This is a genomic window from Achromobacter sp. ACM03, from assembly GCF_014851665.1.
Taxonomy (GTDB): Bacteria; Pseudomonadota; Gammaproteobacteria; order Burkholderiales; family Burkholderiaceae_B; genus Achromobacter; species Achromobacter aegrifaciens.
Genome location: NZ_JACVAD010000003.1, coordinates 653,337 through 671,290 on the forward strand (window position 1 = coordinate 653,337; position 17,954 = coordinate 671,290).

Consider the following 17,954-nt stretch of genomic DNA (forward strand, 5'->3'; position numbering starts at 1 on the left):
CAATGGCCCGCCTACGTTCGCTGCTGTACTTCCTGTTCCTGGCCGTCACGGTCATTCCCTATGCCTTCGCCTGCATCCTGTGGGCGCCGCTGCCTCTGCACTGGCGCTACAAGCTGACCGTGGGCTGGCCGCGCCTGGCCATCTGGGGCGCGCGCTTCTTCTGCGGCATCCGCTGGCAGGTCAAGGGCTGGGAAAACCTGCCCGACGGCCCGGCGGTGCTGCTGTCCAAGCACCAGTCGGCCTGGGAAACGCTGTTCTTCCCGGCCCACATGCCGCGCGAAGTCTGCTTCGTCTACAAGAAGGAACTGCACATGGTGCCGTTCTTCGGCTGGGGCTTGGCGCTGCTGCGCATGATCCCGATCGACCGCGCCAAGGGTCGCGATGCCTTCGATCAAGTGGTCAAGCAAGGCCAGACGCGCCTGGACGAAGGCCGCTGGCCCCTGCTGTTCCCCGAGGGCACCCGCGTGCCGCCCGGCAAGACCGGCCGCTTCAAGATGGGCGGCGCGCTGCTGGCCTCGCGCACCGGCGCGGTCGTCATCCCCGTGGCGCATAATGCCGGCGAATGCTGGCGCCGCAACGCCTTCGTGAAGTATCCGGGCATGGTTACCGTGTCCATCGGTCCCGCGATAGAATCCAAGGGACTCTCCCCCGAGGAACTGAACAAAAAGGTTCAGGACTGGATCGAAGGGGAAATGCGGCGTCTCAATCCAGAAAGGTATGGCCAGCACTGATCAGCTCGAACTCCTGTTCGACGAACAGCAGCACGACGCGCCCACGGGCGCGCCGCCGCTGAACGCCGCGCCAAAGGCTCCGGCCGCGCCTGAGGCGGCCTCGCCCAAGCCGGTCCCGCCCAAGCCCCTCTTCCCCGATCTGCCGCCGGCCGCCGCCCCTGCGGGCGAACCGCTGCTGACGCTGTCGCCCAACGCGGCCTCGCTCGTCCCCACGCCCTGCCCCGACCCGCTGCCGCCCGGCGCGCGTTGGCGCGAGGTCGCGACCGAGCAGCAGTCCATCGGCTTCGTGCTGCTGCGCTCGCGTCGCCGCAGCATAGGCTTCGTGATCACCGACGACGGCTTGCGCGTCACCGCCCCGAACTGGGTGACGCTGACGCAGGTGGACGACGCCGTGCGCGAGAAGGCCCGCTGGATCCTGACCAAGCTGCGCGAATGGCATGCCCGCAAGCAGCAACTGGCCATGGCGCATACGCGCTGGCAGCCGGGAGGCGAACTGCCCTACCTGGGCAAGCGCATCGTGATCGGCGTGGGCGGCGACAGCCGCCAGGCCAGCCTGTCGGGCGATGCCGACGCCCCCCAGGACGGCGACACCCTGTGGCTGGCGCTGCCGTCCTCGGCGGACCAGGGCCGCATCCGCGATTCGGCCCAAGCCTGGCTGCAGCAGCGCGCCGGCGCCTGGTTCGGCGCGCGCCTGGCCCATTTCCTGCAGGTCAGCGGCCTGAAGATCCAACGCTGGCGCCTGTCCTCGGCCGCCACCCGCTGGGGCTCCTGCACCAGCGACGGCAACATCATGCTGAACTGGCGCCTGATCCATTTCGCGCCCGCCATCATCGACTACGTCATCGCGCACGAGCTTGCCCATTTGCGCGAAATGAACCACAGTCAGGACTTCTGGCGCGAAGTAGGGCAGATCCTGCCCGATTTCGAAGACGCCAAGAACATCCTGCGACGTCACGACCCCGCATCCTTGCCTCAGTTCTGAGGCATTCTGGAGACACGAAAATGTTGCTGCTGATTCCGGGCCCGGTCACGACCGACGCGCGGGTGAAGGCCGCCATGGCGCAAGACTATGCGCCGTGGGACAACGATTTCCGTCAGACCTACCGGCAGGTCTGCGATGGCGTCCTGCGGGCGGCGCAGGCGTCGCCCGACGAGCACGCCGCGCTGGCGCTGCCGGGCTGCGGCCACTTCGCGGTGGAAGCCGCCATCCGCAGCTTCATCCCCGCCGCCGGCCGCCTGCTGGCGCCCTCCACCGGCGCCTACGCCGCCCGCCTGCAGAAGCTGGCCGGCGATGCCGGCCGCGTCGCCGTGCCGCTGCCCGTAGGCCCCACAGAGCGGATCGATCCGCAAGCGGTCGCGCAGGCGCTGGAACAGGATCCCACGCTCACGCACCTGGCGCTGGTCTACAGCGAAACCGGCAGCGGCATCTGCCACGACGTGCCCGAACTCGCGCGCATCGCGCATGCGCTGGGCCGCCGCGTCATCGTCGACGCCGTATCCGCCTTCGGCGCGCTGCCCCTGGAGCTGCACGCCCTGCCCGCCGTGGAGGCAGTGGTGCTGACGGCCAACAAGTGCCTGGAAGGCATGCCCGGCGCCGCCTTCGTGGTGGCGCGGCGCGACAGCCTGGAAGCGGCGCGCGGCATCGCCGGCAGCTGGTCGCTGGACCTGGCCGACATCTACCAGCAAAGCCAGCAGCCCAATGCCGGCCCGCGTTTCACGCCGCCCGCGCCCACGCTGGCCGCGCTGGCCGTGGCGCTGGAGCTGCACCGCGAAGAAGGCCGCGAAGCCCGCCTGGCGCGCTACACCGCCAACATGCACACGCTATATGATGGCGTCAGGGAACTGGGCCTGGCGCCTTACCTGCCGCCCGCGCTGCAGGGGCCCATCGTCGTCAACGTCCGCGCCCCGGATGCGCCGACCTGGAACCTGCAATTGTTCGTGGACGCCCTCAAGCGCCGCGGCTACGTGCTCAGCAACTTCTACAACACCGAACAACCTTCGTTCCGGGTCGGCTGCATCGGCGCCTTCGGGCCAGACCAGATGCGGCAGGCAGTCGACGCCATGGGCGGCGCGCTGCGCGACATCGGCATCACCCGGGAAGCCGCCGGCAACGGCGGATTCTTCCCGTTCCCCCTCACCGCTTAAGGAAACCATCCCATGCGTATGCTCCACACCATGCTGCGAGTCGGCAATCTCGACAAGTCCATCGACTTCTACACCAATGTGCTCGGCATGCGCGTCCTGCGCCGCAACGACTACCCCGAAGGCAAGTTCACGCTGGCCTTCGTCGGCTACCAGGACGAATCCGAAGGCGCCGTCATCGAACTGACCCACAACTGGGATACGGACAAGTACGACCTGGGCACCGGCTACGGCCACATCGCCCTGGAGGTGGACAACGCCTACGAAGCCTGTGACAAGGTCAAGGAAAAAGGCGGCAAGGTCACGCGCGAAGCCGGCCCGATGAAGCACGGCAAGACGGTCATCGCCTTTGTCGAAGACCCCGATGGCTACAAGATCGAGTTCATCCAGAAAAAGGGCCGCCAGGACTGAGCCCCGCGCGGCCAAAGCCAGGAAGACACTTCCATGATCCACACCATCCTGAAAATGGGCGATCCGCGGCTGCTGCGCGTGGCCGCGCCCGTGGAGCGCTACGACACGCCCGAGTTGCATGCGCTGATCGACGACATGTTCGAAACCATGGCCGCCGCGCAAGGGGTGGGCCTGGCCGCGCCGCAGATCGGCGTGGATCTGCAGCTGGTGATCTTCGGCTTTGACCGCAACGAGCGCTATCCCGACGCCCCCGCCGTGCCGCAGACCATCCTGTGCAATCCCGTCATCACGCCGCTGTCGGACGAGACGGAAGACGGCTGGGAAGGCTGCCTGTCGGTGCCGGGCCTGCGCGGCCTGGTGCCGCGCTACCGCCGCATCCGCTACAGCGGACGAGATCCCTACGACCAGCTCATCGAGCGCGAGGCCGAGGGTTTTCACGCCCGGGTGGTGCAGCACGAATGCGATCACCTGATCGGCCGGCTCTACCCGTCGCGCATCCAGGACTTCAGCAAATTCGGGTTCACTGAAATCCTGTTCCCGGACATGGATCCGAATCAGGACGACTAAGGCCCCGCTCCCGCCTTGCGGGGGCTTGCGTCCCTACCCTAAGCCTCGCCGGAGTCCGCCTTGGCGACCTGCGGCGACAACTCCTCGGGCGCGAAATCGTCCACCTGCAACACCCGCGAGACCAGGGCTTCGGCCTCTTCCAGCGAGGCCGCCTGCGCGTCGGTAATGGCGCCGCGCTGATGGGCTTCGCGCCAATCGCGCACGCCGGACTGGCGCAGGCGGTCGCGCAGCGGCTGCACGGCGTCCGCCAGCGCGAAGGCGCGGGTCAGAAGGCCTACCGGATCGTCGCCGGCAGCGCCGGCGTCGCGATGCAGGTCGGCCGCCAGGCGCACATGCGTGGGCGAAGGCTTGAGCAGCAGTTCAGCGCATTCCCGGGTCAAGGCGTCGCTCGGCCCCTTGGCCAGGCGCAGCGGCAGGATGGCCGCGCGCAGTCCCCACGACAACACGCGGCCCGGCAGATTGCGCAGGACCTGATCCATGCTTTTCTCGATGCTGGCGTAGCCCTGCTCCAGGCACCACTGCACCAGCGGCAGATCGTCGTGCTTGCGGCCCTCGTCTTCCCAGCGCTTGAGCACCGCCGACTGCAGATACAGTTCGGACAGGATGTCGCCCAGGCGGGCGGAGATCATTTCCCGGCGCTTCAGGCCTCCGCCCAGCTGCGCCAGCGTGGCATCGGCCAGCAGCGCGAAGCCCGAGGCATAGCGGCCCAGCCGCCGGTAGTGGCCGGCCACGGGACCGGATGAAGGCGCAGGCGCCAGCACCCCGCCAGTCCAGGCGCGGCCGATGGCCCGCAGCGCGTTGATGCCTGTGTGGCGCAGATGCCGCCAGAACACGTCGTGGAAGACCTCCATGCCACGGTCTTCGTCGGGGTTGCCCAGCGCCAGGATTTCCGGCATCAGATAGGGATGGGCGCGGATCGCGCCCTGGCCGAAGATGATCAGGTTGCGCGTCAGGATGTTGGCGCCCTCGACCGTGATGGCGATGGGCACGGCGCGGTACAGCGCGCCCAGGTAATTGCTGGGACCGTCGATGACGGCGCGGCCGGCATGGATGTCCATCGCGTCGTTGACCGAGCCGCGCATGCGCTCGGTGGCGTGGTACTTCATGATGCCCGAGACCACTGCCGGCTTGACGCCCTGGTTCAGCGCGGCGCAGGTCAAGCGCCTGGCGGCTTCGACCAGATAGGCATTGCCCGCCAGCCGGGCCAGCCCTTCCTGCACGCCCTCGAACTTGCCGACGGGAATGCCGAACTGTTCGCGCACGCGGGCATACATGCCCGTGGTGTGCGCGCACATCACGGCGGCCGCGGCCGACAGAGACGGCAAGGAAATGCCCCGCCCCGCCGCCAGCGCGCTCATCAGCATCTGCCAGCCATGCCCGGCGCGCTCGGCGCCGCCGATCAGCGCGTCCAGCGGCACGAACACGTCGCGCCCGCGGTTGGGGCCGTTCTGGAAGACCTGCATGGCGGGCAGGTGGCGGCGCCCGATCTCCACGCCGGGCGCTTCGGTCGGCACCAGCGCGACCGATATGCCAATGTCCTTGGCGCCGCCCAGGATGCCGTCGGGGTCCGATAGCTTGAAAGCCAGCCCCAGCACCGTCGCCACCGGCCCCAACGTGATGTAGCGCTTGTGCCAGTTCAGCCGGATGCCGATCAGTTCGCGCCCGTCGATCACCTGGCGGCAGACCACGCCCGTGTCCACCATGGACGCGGCGTCCGAACCGGCCTCGGGGCTGGTCAGGCCGAAGCATGGCACCTCGCGGCCGTCGGCCAGCCGCGGCAGCCAGTAGTCGCGCTGCGCCGGCGTGCCGGACTGCATCAGCAATTCGCCGGGGCCCAGCGAATTGGGCACCATGACGGTGACGCCCGCGGTGATGGAGTAGGCCGAAATGCGCCGCACGACCTCGGAGTGCGCATAGGGCGAAAAGCCCAGGCCGCCGTAGCGCCGCGGAATGATCATGCCGAAGAAGCGTTCGGCCTTCAGGAAGTCCCATACCTCGGGCGGCAGATCGCGCCGGTTCCAGGTGATGTCCCATTCGTCCAGCATGGCGCAAAGCCGCGCCAGCGGGCCGTCTATGAAGCGCTGCTCGTCCGCGGTCAGCGTGGCCGCCGGCACGTCCAGCAGCTTGCGCCAGTCGGGATTGCCGGTGAACAGATCAGCATCCCACCAGGTGTCGCCGGCCTCGATGGCTTCGCGCTCCGTCGCCGACATGGCGGGCAGTGCGTTGCGCGCCCAGCGGTAAGCGGGTTCCGAGATGCGGCGCCGGCGCCATGCGTTGAAGTCCATGAGTTTTCCTCACTGTTATGGCCCCAGGCCCCAGGGCGTATCAGGTCAAAGTACCAGAATTGGCGGCGTCGGGCCAAGCTGCGGCCTGCCGACTCTGCGACAATGGGCCTCGGCGCGCAGCGCGCAATCCATCGCTATCCGGGCAGTCTCCGCATGCTGAACAAACTCTGGCTGGGCTTTTTCCTTACCGCGGCCGCGGCGGCTCTGTACCGCTGGCTGGTCATCGGCGACCCCGATGTCTTCCGCATGATGGTCGCCAGCCTGTTCGACATGGCGCGCGTGTCGGTGGAAGTGATGGTGCTGCTGTTCGGCACGCTGACGCTGTGGCTGGGCTTTCTGCGCATCGCCGAGGGCGCCGGCCTGGTGGAAAAACTGGCGCGCGTGCTGGGACCGCTGTTCGCGCGCCTGATGCCCGGCGTGCCGCGCAACCACCCGGCCATCGGTCTGATCACGCTGAACTTCGCCGCCAACGGACTGGGCCTGGACAACGCCGCCACGCCCATCGGCCTGCGCGCCATGCGCGAACTGCAGTCGCTCAATCCCACGCCCGAAACCGCCAGCAACGCGCAGATACTGTTCCTGGTGCTGAATGCGTCATCACTGACCCTGCTGCCGGTGACGCTGTTCATGTTCCGCGCGCAGCAGGGCGCGCCGGACCCGACGTTGGTGTTCCTGCCCATCCTGCTGGCCACCAGCGCATCGACCCTGGCAGGTTTCCTGGCCGTGGCGGCCTGCCAGCGCCTGCGCCTGATCGATCCGGTCGTGATGCTGTGGCTGGGCGGCGCGGCGCTGCTCATGGGCGGATTCATGGCGCTGCTGGCCAGCATGTCGGCGGCGGCCATCGCCGCGCTGTCGTCGCTGCTGGGCAATCTGGTCCTGTTCGGCATCCTGATCGCCTTCCTGGTGGCGGGCGCCTGGAAGAAGGTGCCGGTCTACGAGGCCTTCATCGAAGGCGCCAAGGAAGGCTTCGACATCGCCAAGAGCCTGCTGCCCTATCTGGTCGCGATGCTCTGCGCGGTGGGCGTGCTGCGCGCATCGGGCGCGCTGGATTTCCTGCTGGACGGCATCCGCTGGCTGGCGATGCAAGCGGGATGGGACACGCGCTTCGTGGATGCCCTGCCTACCGCGCTGGTCAAGCCATTCTCGGGCAGCGCGGCGCGCGCCATGATGCTGGAAACCATGACGCATTTCGGCGTGGACAGCTTCCCCGCGCTGCTGGCCGCGGTGGTCCAGGGCAGCACCGAGACCACCTTTTACGTGCTGGCGGTGTACTTCGGATCGGTGGGCATATTGCGGGCGCGCCACGCGGTGGGCTGCGCCCTGATTGCCGACCTGGCCGGCGTGCTGGCGGCCATCGGCGTGTGCTACTGGTTCTTCGGCTGAAACCCGCCGCCCGGCGGCAAGGAGCGCCAGGGCGGCGCTCCTGCCCCGCCGTATCAATCCACCAGCAGGATCTTCATGCCGTTGGTGCCACCGCTGTCGCGGTAGAAGTCGCCCTTGGTCAGGATCACCCAATCTCCGGTCTGCACCAGGTTGCGCTTGCGAAGTTCATCGATGGCGGCGTTGCTCAGGTCGGCAGGCTCGTAGTCCGACGGCGCGAACGGAATCGTGTAGACGCCGCGGAACATGGCCACGCGGTTTTGCGTGATGCTGTGCGGGCTGTAGCAGTAGATAGGCACGCCCGAGCGGATGCGCGACATGATCAGTGGCGTGTGACCGCTTTCGGTCAGCGAAATGATGGCCTTGACGCCGGGGAAATGGTTGGCCGCGTACATGGCCGCCAGCGCGATGGTCTCGTCGCAACGGGTGAAGGTCTCGCCCAGGCGGTGATGCGACTTGGTCGAGGTCGGGTGCTTTTCCGCGCCCAGGCAGACGCGGGCCATGGCCTGCACGGTTTCCACGGGATACTGGCCCGATGCGCTTTCCGCCGACAGCATGACGGCATCGGTGTAGTCCAGCACCGCGTTGGCCACGTCGGACACTTCGGCGCGCGTGGGCATGGGGCTGGAGATCATCGACTCCATCATCTGCGTCGCGGTGATGACGACCTTGTTCAGCGTGCGGGCGTGCTGGATGATGCGCTTCTGGATGCCGACAAGTTCGGCATCCCCAACCTCCACGCCCAGGTCGCCGCGCGCCACCATCACGCCGTCGCTGGCGCGGATCAGCGCGTCCAGCGCCTCGTCGTCGGCCACGGCTTCGGCGCGTTCGATCTTGGCGATGATCCACGCCTGGCTGCCGGCGGCCGCCAGCAGCGTGCGCGCCTCGTCGATATCGCTGCCATAGCGCGGGAATGACACGGCCACGTAGTCCAGTTCCATCTCGGCGGCCAGCTTGATGTCGACGCGGTCCTTGTCGGTCAGGCTGGGCGCGGACAGGCCGCCGCCGCGGCGGTTGATGCCCTTGTTGTTCGACAGCGGGCCGCCCACGGTAACGGTGGTGTGGACCTCGTCGCCTTCGACGCTGTCCACCACCAGCACCACGCGGCCGTCATCCAGCAGCAGCTCGTCGCCGACGCGGCAGTCCTGCACCAGTTCGGGGTAATCGATGCCGACGATGCTGGCCGTGCCCTCTTCCTTGGGATGCACGCGCGACAGCGTGAACGGCTGTCCGATCTGCAGTTGGACCAGCTTGTCCTTGAAGCGTGCAATGCGGATCTTGGGGCCTTGCAGGTCGCCCATGATGGCGACGAAGCGGCCCTGCTTGGCGGCGATCTCGCGCACCATGCGGGCGCGCTCGCGATGGTCGTCCGCGCTGCCGTGCGAGAAGTTCAGGCGGGCCACGTCCAGACCCGCGCGGATCAGCGCTTCTATGCGTTCAGGCGTCGAAGTCGAAGGTCCCAGGGTGGCGACAATTTTGGTGCGGCGCAATACGGGCATGACGATCCACTCTCGCTAAAACAACAAAAACGCTATGGTACGCCGGCCGCGCCCGCGCAGGTATCATGGGCATCACCTCAACCGAAAAACGAGCTCGACTGAACCCGTGAAAATCGTCATCGCCCCCGACTCTTTCAAAGAAAGCGTGTCCGCCCCCGATGCCGCGGCAGCCATTGCACGCGGCGTGAAGGCCGCTGTTCCCGGCGCTCACACGGTATGCATTCCGATGGCCGACGGCGGCGAAGGCACGGTCGAAGCCGTGCTCGCGGCGACCGGCGGCAAGGAACGCCAACAGACGGTGAACGATGCGTTGGGCTACAAGGTCGACGCCGTCTGGGGCTTGCTCGAGGACGGCACGGCGGTGATCGAGATGGCCGCGGCGGCGGGCCTGGAACTCATCGCCCCTGCCAAGCGCGATCCGATGCGCGCCAGCAGCCACGGCGTGGGCGAACTGATGCTGGCAGCCTTGAACGCAGGCGCCAAGCGCATCATCCTGGGCCTGGGCGGATCGGCCACCAACGACGCGGGCGCCGGCATGCTGACTGCGCTGGGCGTGCGCCTGCTGGACGCTGACGGCCGCAGCCTGCCGCCCGGCGGCGGCGCGCTGGGCAAGTTGGCCAGCATCGATACCCACGGCCTGGATCCGCGCCTGGCCCAGATCCGCATCGACATTGCCTCGGACGTGGACAACCCTTTGTGCGGCCCACAGGGCGCCTCGCATGTGTTCGGCCCGCAAAAGGGCGCGACGCCTGAACAGGTGCTGATCCTGGATCAGATGCTGACGAATTTCGCCGATGTGTGCGCCAAGCACCTGGGCTCCGACCATCGCGACCACCCAGGCGCGGGCGCGGCGGGCGGCCTGGGATTCGCCGCCAAGGCGTTCCTGAACGCAGGTTTCCGGCCCGGCGTGGAGATCGTGGCCGAACTGGGCGGACTGGCCCGGGCGGTCGAAGGCGCGACCCTGGTGTTCACGGGCGAAGGCCGCATGGACGCGCAGACCCTGCGGGGCAAGACTCCGGCCGGCGTGGCGAAGATCGCGCAGCGCGCGGGCGTGCCCGTAGTGGCGCTGGCCGGCTCGCTGGGCGAAGGCTACGAAGCGCTGCACGCCTGCGGCATCAGCGCCGCGTTCAGCCTGGCGCCCGGCCCCATCACGCTGCAGCAGGCGCTCACGGACGCCGAAAAACTGCTGGCCGACCGCGCCCGCGACGTCATGCAGCTCTGGATGACCGCGCAGAAGCGCATGTTGTAGAAACCCAAATGAAGAAGCCCGCTTGCGCGGGCTTCTTCATTTTGCGGATCCAGCCTCACTCGGCCTGCAGCACTCCGGCCGCCACGAGCGCATCCGCCAGACGGATGTACCGGTCCACCGAAATATCCTCGGCGCGCGCCGTGGGCGCGATGTCCAGCGCTTCCCAGGGCACTTGCTGCGCCCAGTCCGCCAGCACCCGGCGCAGCATCTTGCGGCGCTGTGAGAATGCCCGCGCCACCACGGTTTCGAAGGCCCGCTCGCTGACCGGACGCAGACGGTCCGCCGGCAAGGGCACCATGCGCACGATCGCCGACACCACCTTGGGCGGCGGGTCAAAGGCTTCCGGCGGCACGTCGAACAGCTTGTGCATGCGGTAGCGCGACTGCAGCATCACCGACAGGCGGCTGAAGTCGCCTGAACCGGGCTGCGCGACCATGCGGTCGATCACTTCCCGCTGAAGCATGAAATGCTGGTCGCGGACGTGATCGGCCCAGGTCATCAGATGGAACAGCAACGGGCTGGAGATGTTGTAGGGCAGGTTCCCCACCACGCGCAGCGCAGGCCCGAACTGGGAAAAATCCACCGTCAAGGCATCGGCCTCGACCACGGTCAGGCGGCTGGCGTCGAACTGCTTGCGCAGGCGCGCCGCCAGGTCGCGGTCGATCTCGACCGCCGTCAGGTGATCCAGGCGTTCGAGCAACGGCCGGGTAAGCGCGGACAAGCCCGGGCCGATCTCGACCACGGTGTCGTCGCGGGCGGGCGAAACCGCCCGGACGATGGACTCGACCACGCTCTCGTCGGTCAGGAAGTTCTGGCCAAAGCGCTTGCGCGCCTGGTGCTGGGACATGTAAAGCCTGTAATGCGTTTAGCGGTTGTTCTGCTGGATCTTCTGCTGCTTTTCCAGACGATTGTCGATGTACGCCTGGGCGCGCAACTGCTCCAGCCAATCCTCGAAAGCCGGCTGGGCGCGGCGTTCAAACAAGGTCTGACGGGCCTTCATGCGAGCCATATCGTCGGTGGCGTCGTGCTGGCGGCGCTCTTCCACTTCGATCAGGTGCCAGCCGAAGGGCGATTGCACCGGTTGGCTGATTTCACCCGGCTTCAGGGCGTTCATGGCGGCCTCGAACGGCGGCACGGTTTCGCCCGGGTTCAACCAACCCAATTCGCCGCCTTGCGGGGCGGTCGCGTCCTGCGAATACTGGCGCGCCATGTCCTCGAACTTGGCGCCACCGCTCACCAGGCGCTGACGCACCTGCTCCAGGCGCTGACGCGCCATTTCGTCGCTCATGACGGTGGAGGTCTTGATCAGGATGTGGCGCGCGCGAGTCTGCATCACTTCCACAGGGCCTTGGTGCGCAGGCGCCTGCGCGGGCGCGGCGGCGGGCTGCGGCGCCTGGGCCGGCGCCGGAGCGCGGGCCGTGCGGGCGGGCGCCGGCTGGGCGGTGCCGCGGTCCATCACCTTGATGATGTGGAAACCGTTGCCGCTCTGGATCAGGCCGCTGACCTGGCCTTTTTGCAGATTGCCGACGGCCTGAACAAACAGGTCGGGCCAGCCGTCCAGCGGGCGCACACCCATGACGCCGCCTTGCAAGGCTTCGGGACCGTCCGAGGCCGCGGCGGCCAGGCTGGCGAAGTCATCGCCACGCTTGGCTTGCGCCAGCAGGCTTTCGGCCTTCTTGCGCAGCACCGCCAGCTGCTCGGGCGACGAACCTTCCGGCACGCGCACCAGAATCTGGGCCAGGGCGTAGAGCATCGGGCCCGACGGCGCAGCGGCCTGTTGGGGTTCGGGCTGCGGCTGGGCCTGCGGTTGCGGGGCTGCCTGCGGCGCGGCGCCGAACGCCGGATTGCGCCGCTGATCCTTCAGGAACGCGTCGACTTCGGCGTCGGAAATCACGATCGTGGAATCCACCGCGCGCTGACGCAGGCGATCCGTGCGGATCTCGTCGCGCAGCGACTTGCGATAACCGTCCCAGCTCGTGCCGGTTCTTTCGATTTCCTGGCGTAGCTGGGCCACGGTGATCTTGTTGCGGGACGCAATGGTCTGGATGGCTTGGTCGATTTGCGCATCATCCACGCGTATGCCCAGGCGATCCGCCTCATGGCGCTGCACGCGCTCCATGATCAGGCGTTGCAATACCTGATGCTGCAAGGTCTGATCATCGGGCACCTGGATGCCCCGGGTCTTGAGCTCGCTCGAAATGCGCAACGACGCATCGCGCAATTCGCGCAGCGTGATCACGTCCTTGTCCACGACAGCAGCAATGCCATCGACGAACTGCTCGCGCTGCGGCGCGGGCGCAGCGTTCTTCTGCGCGGCGGAATTCGGCTTGGCGCCATTGTTCGCGGCCTTGCCGCCCTGCTCGGCCGCATGGGCCACGGGCAAGCCGGCGCACACGGCCAACAGCAGCGCATTGCCAGAGAGGCGGCGCAAAGAGTGCAACCTACGCATCATTCATACCTTTCAAATGTGGTCCCGGCAGGCACAGGCGGCGTAATGCGCGTGTAGCCAGGGATACTTCTGTTCAGCAGGTTCATCGGGTCGGTTCCCAGGGAGCCCAGACCGGTCAGTTCAAGCTGGAAGAACACCGCAGAGTTCGCGTCCGTGGCGGAGACCGCATATCGCTGGTAGACCACGCGGCCCACCCAGCAGCAATCTCCCTTGTACTCCAGGCCGGCGATGGCCTGCGTCACGCGGGGCGATTCCGTCGTATCGGCAATCGTGCTGGAAGGCCCGGAACGCAAGGAATAGTCCACCCGTCCGACACCATACCAGCGCTTGCTGAACGGCCACTGTACCGCCATGCTGACCTGGTTCTGGCCCTGCGGCTGATAGTAGACACCAGGCTGAGGGTCACGCTGATAACGATAAGACAAGGCAATCGTGGTCAAACGTTGCGGCGCCCAGCGTGCACTGATCAGACCGCGAGACCAATTGTTGTCGTATGGGTTGTATTGCGCAGCGACTTCAGTACTGAGCGTGTCCGTGAGCGCTGCGCTCGCACCAACGAGGAAGTCCGAGCGGACGTTTTCACGCGGCGTTTCGCCGGGCAACGTGACCTTCTGATCGGCGAAATACAAGCGCTGCGCGACGGCCAGCGACATGCGCTCAAAACCCGTATTGGCGTCCAGCCAGCGCGTGGTCAGCGCCGCCGTCAGTTGGTTCGCGTTCGCAATGCGATCCCAGCCGCCGCTGTAGATATTTTCCTCGAATGCCTGCGAGAAGCTGAAATCGGCCAGCGACGTGTCGTAGACCGGCAGCTTGGACTGGTCACGGTAAGGCACGTAGAGGTAGTACAGGCGCGGTTCGAGAGTCTGTGTAGATGCCTTGCCAAACAGGGTCGTATCGCGTTCGAAAATCAGGCCGGAATCCAGCGACATGATGGGCACCGTGCGCGATTGCGACTGCGGGTAGCCAAACGAGGTACCCGCGCTGGACGTCCCAGCATTCAAGCCCAGCCAGTCCCTGCTATACCAATTGGTCTGGTATTGGGTGTAGTTCACCCCCGCCTTCGGAACTATGAACCAGCCGGGGCGCACGATCGGATAGGAAACCGTGGGATATGACTGCAAGCGGTCGCCTTCGGGGCCTGTGCGTGCGCCGTTCAGCAGGGGCTTCTTGAAGCGTACGGCAGTCGAGGTCCAGTCCACATCGAAGCCACCCCAATCGTAGCGTGCTCCGCGGAAGAAGAGTTCGGGTTCCTTATCGTACGGCGGCGACAACGGCGCATCCGGATCCTGCAGCGTCTGATACTTGTAGACCTGGGCGTATGCACTCCAGTAGCCGGAAGGCGATCCCCAGCCCACGCGCGCGCGCTGAGGCAGATAGGTTGTGGATGCCTGATTCAAGCCCAGCTGGGAAATATCCCGAAAATAATTGTCGTCCGAGACCTTGGCGAAATCCCAATCTGCATAGAAGCCATGAGAGAACGTCTGCTGGTGACGCCACCAATACATCCAGCGGTCGGTGCCCGTAATATTGTCGTTGGGCAAGTAGGTGCCATTCAGATCACCTGCGAAACCCGGACCAAGATACCGAAACTCCCCTCCGAGCTGCAGCCCGCGCTTGGAGAAGTAGCGCGGCTGCACGGTCATGTCATAGTTCGGCGCCAGATTCAGGTAGTACGGAATCGAAAAATCGAAACCGCCCTGGCTGGTCGTGCCATAGGTCGGCATCAGGAAGCCCGACTTGCGCTCCCGCTTGACCGGAAAGGTCATGTAAGGCGACGCCAGGATGGGCACGTCCTTGAAATACAGCACACCGCTGCGGGCCACACCTTCATTCTCATCGAAGTCGATGTCGACGGTATTGGCCTTGATGTACCAGGACGGCGTTTCGCAGGCGCAGCCGCTGTACGTCACCGTGTGCAGCCGCATCTGCGAGCGGCTGAAGATGTCCGCATGCTCGGCGACGGCGAAGCCGCCGTTGGCGCCCATCCAGAAATTGGGTTTTTCGATCTCGCCCGAGGACTTGTCGACGTTGAACTTGGCATTCGGCCCGATCACCAGGGTGCCGTCGCGCATCATGCGCGCGCTGCCCTGCACGTCGACTTCGCCCGTGTCCTTGCGGTAGTTGATGCGGTCGCCCTTGATCACGCTGTCGATGCGGCGCACCTGGGCATTGCCCGTCAGGGTCAGGTCAGAGTCGGGATCGCCATCAATGCTGTCCGCCTCCATGAAGGCGGGAATGCTGTCGTCCGGCAGGCGGTGGATCCGCAGGCCCGGCGAGGTGCGCAACACGGGAGTCGCCGAGGTCGACGACGCGGCGGGAGCGCTGCCCTGGCTACCTTGGGCCTGGACGGCTCCGGCGGCGACACTGACAGCAGAGAGGATCAACCATCGAACCTTGCGCACGAGTGAAAACAGCCCTTTTTGACGATGGTGGGAACGCGACACCGGCACCCACGGAGGGCCAATGCTAACGGAAACGAGCCGGTATTATAGAGAAGCCGCGCCATAGGCCCAGACTTATGTGCTCGGGACACAATTCTCAGCAATATTGCCTTTCTGACACGGATCTTCCTTGAAAAACGATCACGACCCCCGCCTGGAGCAGATCCGCCACTGGCTGGGCGGCCTGCCCGCCAGCCTGAACCTGGCCATCGACACGCTGCGTCCGGCGTCAGCCGACGCCAGCTTCCGCCGCTATTTCAGGCTGGACGCCGGCGAGCGCACCTTGATAGTCATGGACGCCCCGCCCGCACACGAGGATTGCCGGCCCTTCCTGCACGTGGACCGTCTGCTGGCGGACGTCGGCCTGAACGTGCCTGCAGTGCTGGAGCAGGATCTGGACCAGGGCTTGCTGCTGTTGTCCGACCTGGGCGAGCAGACCTACTACCAGCGCATTCAGGCCGGACTGCCGGACAGCGAACTGCAGACGCTGTATCGAGAGGCCCTGGCCGCCCTGGTCCGCCTGCAACAGGCCTCCACTGCCGGCCTGGGCACTTATGACACCGCCCGCCTGGCTGACGAACTCAAGCTCTTCCCCGAGTGGTACGTGCAGAAGCATCACGGCGTGACGCTGGACGACAAGACCGCAAACGCGCTGGAAAAGATCTTCGCATTGCTGTCCGCGAGCAATGGCGGACAGGCCCAGGTGCTGGTGCATCGCGACTACCATTCGCCCAACCTGATGGTCTGCGACCAGCCGAAGTACGGACCGAACCCGGGCATCATCGACTTCCAGGATGCGCTGGCCGGCCCCATCACCTATGACCTGGCCTCCCTGGTGACGGATGCCCGCACGACCTGGGAAGAACCCCAGCAATTGGACTGGGCCATCCGCTATTGGGAAATGGCGCGGGCGGCCGGCCTGCCGGTGGACTCGGATTTCGCGGAGTTCCACCGCGCCTATGAATGGATGGGCCTGCAACGCAACCTGCGCATCCTGGGCGTGTTCGCCCGCCTGAATCACCGCGATGGCAAGGCGCATTACCTGGCCCACATTCCGCGCATGAACGGCTACGTGCGCCAGGTGGCCCAGCGCTACGGCGTCTTCACGCCGCTGCTGCGCCTGCTGGACAAGCTCGACGACCGCCAGGTCAGCGTCGGATACACCTTCTGATGCGGGCCATGATCCTCGCGGCGGGCCGCGGCGAACGGATGCGCCCCCTCACCGACCGCCTGCCCAAGCCCCTGTTGTCCGTGGGCGGCCAGCCGCTCATCGTCTGGCACCTGCGGCGGCTGGCGGCCGCCGGCATCCGAGACGCGGTCATCAACCATGCCTGGCTCGGCCACGAAATCGAGCGGGCGCTGGGCGACGGCAGCACATACGGCGTACAGATCCGCTATTCGGCCGAAACCTCCGCGCTGGAAACCGCCGGCGGCATCGTTCAGGCGCTGCCGTTGCTGGGCGACGAGCCCTTCCTCGTCGTCAACGGCGACGTCTGGTGCGACTGGGACCCCGCCGCGGCCGCAGGCTTGGCGCGCACATTGCCTGAAGGCGGCGCCTGGCTGCTGCTGGCGGACAACCCGCCCCAGCATCCGGCTGGCGATTTCCGCCTGGATGCCGACGGCAGCGTCCATGCCCAGGGCGAACCTCGTTTGACCTTTGCGGGCATCGGCGTCTACCATCCCTCGTTGTTCGCCGACGTCCCCCGGGGCGCGGCAGCGCCCCTGGCGCCTCTGCTCCGGCAAGCCATGGCCCGCGGCCTGGTGCGCGGCGCGCGCCACCAGGGCAAATGGACGGATGTCGGCACGCCGCAGCGGCTCGCCGACCTGGATGCCGAGCTCACCGGCCAAGCACGCTGATGTCCACATATTTCACAATATCAAGGTGCGCAACCAGGCTTGTCCGCGCACCCAACGGTCCCGGCTAACGGGGTATTCTCTAGCGCTTTGACCTGCGCGCGCAGCGCGCGGGCGAGCAAACACACAGGAAGTTTTCTAGGAATGGGGATGTTTGGAAGATCGCAACGGGCTGTATTCAAGCCTTCCGTATACCAGCCCGGCCAACGCACGCGCCGCATGCCGCGCTGGCTGGTCCTGCTGCTGGTGGGCATCGCCCTGGGCGCCGGCGGCGTGCTCTTCCTGCAGACCAACTACGGCCCGCAACGCCTGACCGTGGAGCAATCCGAGCAGCTGCACAGCGAACTGAGCACCGCCAACCTGGAGCGCCAGCGCCTGCAAAGCCAGCTTGAGGAAGCCACCCAACAACGCGACGCCAACAAGTCCGGCCATGAAAAGCTGACCGCCGACCTTTCTGAAGCCCGCAGCAAGATTGACACGCTGAACAAGGAACTGGTGCTGTTCCAGGACGCCATGCCCGCCGACCCGCGCGGCGGCAACCTGGGCATCCGCTCGGCCACCTTCAAGCGCGCGCCCGGTCTGCTGGACTACCAGGTGCTGGTCATGCGCGAGGATCGCCAGGGCGCGCCGTTCAAGGGCACCCTGACCTTCTCCATCGACGGCACCTACCCCAACGGCCGCGCCGCCACCGTCACGCCGGAAGGCCCCGCCCTGAACGTCGACCGTTACGACTACGCCCTGGGCCAACTGAAGCTGCCCGACGGTTTCACTGCCAAGGTCGTGGTGCTGCGCGTGCTGGACGGCGCCCAGAAGCAGCAGGCGATGCGCATCTATTACGTGCGCAACTGATAGATACGCCGCGCCCGAAGACCCGCCCTGATCCGGCGGGTTTTTTTTGCCCCAAAAATATGGTTGCGCACGCAACCTCTTAAGCATATAGTTGCGC

15 protein-coding genes are annotated in these 17,954 nt (G+C 66.5%); 10 read left to right on the forward strand and 5 right to left on the reverse strand.

What is annotated here, in order from left to right:
- Positions 1–2 precede the first annotated feature (2 nt).
- The 5 genes from IB257_RS18720 to def are packed head-to-tail and all read left to right on the forward strand — an operon-like array spanning position 3 to position 3,851.
- On the forward strand, positions 3–731 hold the full coding sequence (locus IB257_RS18720) for a 1-acyl-sn-glycerol-3-phosphate acyltransferase (RefSeq protein ID WP_054457522.1): 729 nt from the start codon (positions 3–5) through the stop codon (positions 729–731).
- A complete protein-coding gene (locus IB257_RS18725) occupies positions 718–1,713 on the forward strand; it encodes a M48 family metallopeptidase (RefSeq protein WP_175181097.1) in 996 nt (331 codons plus the stop codon). Before IB257_RS18720 ends, IB257_RS18725 begins: the two co-directional genes overlap by 14 nt.
- A gap of 20 nt (positions 1,714–1,733) precedes the next feature.
- Positions 1,734–2,876 (forward strand): 2-aminoethylphosphonate--pyruvate transaminase, encoded by a 1,143-nt coding sequence (locus IB257_RS18730; protein WP_192352488.1) that lies wholly within the window; start codon positions 1,734–1,736, stop codon positions 2,874–2,876.
- Positions 2,877–2,888: 12 nt separating this feature from the next.
- Positions 2,889–3,284, forward strand: coding sequence for a lactoylglutathione lyase (gloA, locus tag IB257_RS18735; RefSeq protein ID WP_054457526.1), 396 nt, complete (start codon positions 2,889–2,891; stop codon positions 3,282–3,284).
- A 33-nt stretch (positions 3,285–3,317) separates the two neighbouring features.
- Positions 3,318–3,851 carry a peptide deformylase gene (gene def, locus IB257_RS18740; RefSeq protein ID WP_192492664.1) on the forward strand — a complete coding sequence of 178 codons (534 nt, stop codon included), beginning with the start codon at positions 3,318–3,320 and terminating at the stop codon, positions 3,849–3,851.
- Between the two features lie 38 nt (positions 3,852–3,889).
- Here the strand turns inward: def and IB257_RS18745 are convergent, their stop codons facing one another.
- The gene (locus tag IB257_RS18745) at positions 3,890–6,136 is read right to left on the reverse strand and encodes an acyl-CoA dehydrogenase (RefSeq protein WP_192492665.1); all 2,247 of its coding nucleotides are present in this window, start codon (positions 6,134–6,136) and stop codon (positions 3,890–3,892) included.
- Positions 6,137–6,289: 153 nt separating this feature from the next.
- Here IB257_RS18745 and IB257_RS18750 point away from each other — a divergent pair, with 153 nt between their 5' ends.
- Positions 6,290–7,519 carry a nucleoside recognition domain-containing protein gene (locus IB257_RS18750; protein WP_119451456.1) on the forward strand — a complete coding sequence of 410 codons (1,230 nt, stop codon included), beginning with the start codon at positions 6,290–6,292 and terminating at the stop codon, positions 7,517–7,519.
- Between the two features lie 53 nt (positions 7,520–7,572).
- Here IB257_RS18750 and pyk read toward each other — a convergent pair whose 3' ends face one another.
- The gene (gene pyk / locus IB257_RS18755) at positions 7,573–9,015 is read right to left on the reverse strand and encodes a pyruvate kinase (RefSeq protein WP_054457531.1); all 1,443 of its coding nucleotides are present in this window, start codon (positions 9,013–9,015) and stop codon (positions 7,573–7,575) included.
- 106 nt (positions 9,016–9,121) lie between these two features.
- Between pyk and IB257_RS18760 the strand changes: the two genes are divergently transcribed.
- Positions 9,122–10,264, forward strand: a complete 1,143-nt coding sequence (locus IB257_RS18760; protein WP_125473214.1) for a glycerate kinase — start codon at positions 9,122–9,124, stop codon at positions 10,262–10,264.
- Between the two features lie 55 nt (positions 10,265–10,319).
- Here the strand turns inward: IB257_RS18760 and rsmA are convergent, their stop codons facing one another.
- Genes rsmA through IB257_RS18775 form a run of 3 tightly spaced genes read right to left on the reverse strand, consistent with a single transcriptional unit; the run spans position 10,320 to position 15,115 of the window.
- Positions 10,320–11,111 (reverse strand): 16S rRNA (adenine(1518)-N(6)/adenine(1519)-N(6))-dimethyltransferase RsmA, encoded by a 792-nt coding sequence (gene rsmA, locus IB257_RS18765; RefSeq protein WP_119451439.1) that lies wholly within the window; start codon positions 11,109–11,111, stop codon positions 10,320–10,322.
- 18 nt (positions 11,112–11,129) lie between these two features.
- Entirely contained in the window at positions 11,130–12,716 is a 1,587-nt protein-coding gene (locus tag IB257_RS18770; RefSeq protein ID WP_054457536.1) for a peptidylprolyl isomerase, read from the reverse strand.
- Positions 12,713–15,115 carry an LPS-assembly protein LptD gene (locus IB257_RS18775; RefSeq protein WP_175214056.1) on the reverse strand — a complete coding sequence of 801 codons (2,403 nt, stop codon included), beginning with the start codon at positions 15,113–15,115 and terminating at the stop codon, positions 12,713–12,715. Before IB257_RS18775 ends, IB257_RS18770 begins: the two co-directional genes overlap by 4 nt.
- 169 nt (positions 15,116–15,284) lie before the next feature.
- Between IB257_RS18775 and IB257_RS18780 the strand changes: the two genes are divergently transcribed.
- The 3 genes from IB257_RS18780 (at position 15,285) to IB257_RS18790 (ending at position 17,857) form a co-directional block, all read left to right on the forward strand.
- Entirely contained in the window at positions 15,285–16,325 is a 1,041-nt protein-coding gene (locus tag IB257_RS18780; protein WP_119451437.1) for an aminoglycoside phosphotransferase family protein, read from the forward strand.
- Positions 16,325–17,011, forward strand: a complete 687-nt coding sequence (murU, locus tag IB257_RS18785; RefSeq protein ID WP_192492666.1) for an N-acetylmuramate alpha-1-phosphate uridylyltransferase MurU — start codon at positions 16,325–16,327, stop codon at positions 17,009–17,011. Before IB257_RS18780 ends, murU begins: the two co-directional genes overlap by 1 nt.
- A 147-nt stretch (positions 17,012–17,158) precedes the next feature.
- Positions 17,159–17,857, forward strand: coding sequence for a DUF6776 family protein (locus tag IB257_RS18790; protein ID WP_054457540.1), 699 nt, complete (start codon positions 17,159–17,161; stop codon positions 17,855–17,857).
- Positions 17,858–17,954 lie beyond the last annotated feature (97 nt).

Excerpts from the sequence above, each read along its gene's own strand:
- IB257_RS18720 (WP_054457522.1), top strand. The coding sequence starts at position 3 with ATGGCCCGCCTACGTTCGCTGCTGTACTTCCTGTTCCTGGCCGTCACG.
- IB257_RS18725 (WP_175181097.1), top strand. The coding sequence starts at position 718 with ATGGCCAGCACTGATCAGCTCGAACTCCTGTTCGACGAACAGCAGCAC.
- IB257_RS18730 (WP_192352488.1), top strand. The coding sequence starts at position 1,734 with ATGTTGCTGCTGATTCCGGGCCCGGTCACGACCGACGCGCGGGTGAAG.
- gloA (WP_054457526.1), top strand. The coding sequence starts at position 2,889 with ATGCGTATGCTCCACACCATGCTGCGAGTCGGCAATCTCGACAAGTCC.
- def (WP_192492664.1), top strand. The coding sequence starts at position 3,318 with ATGATCCACACCATCCTGAAAATGGGCGATCCGCGGCTGCTGCGCGTG.
- IB257_RS18745 (WP_192492665.1), bottom strand. The coding sequence starts at position 6,136 with ATGGACTTCAACGCATGGCGCCGGCGCCGCATCTCGGAACCCGCTTAC.
- IB257_RS18750 (WP_119451456.1), top strand. The coding sequence starts at position 6,290 with ATGCTGAACAAACTCTGGCTGGGCTTTTTCCTTACCGCGGCCGCGGCG.
- pyk (WP_054457531.1), bottom strand. The coding sequence starts at position 9,015 with ATGCCCGTATTGCGCCGCACCAAAATTGTCGCCACCCTGGGACCTTCG.
- rsmA (WP_119451439.1), bottom strand. The coding sequence starts at position 11,111 with ATGTCCCAGCACCAGGCGCGCAAGCGCTTTGGCCAGAACTTCCTGACC.
- IB257_RS18770 (WP_054457536.1), bottom strand. The coding sequence starts at position 12,716 with ATGATGCGTAGGTTGCACTCTTTGCGCCGCCTCTCTGGCAATGCGCTG.
- murU (WP_192492666.1), top strand. The coding sequence starts at position 16,325 with ATGCGGGCCATGATCCTCGCGGCGGGCCGCGGCGAACGGATGCGCCCC.
- IB257_RS18790 (WP_054457540.1), top strand. The coding sequence starts at position 17,159 with ATGTTTGGAAGATCGCAACGGGCTGTATTCAAGCCTTCCGTATACCAG.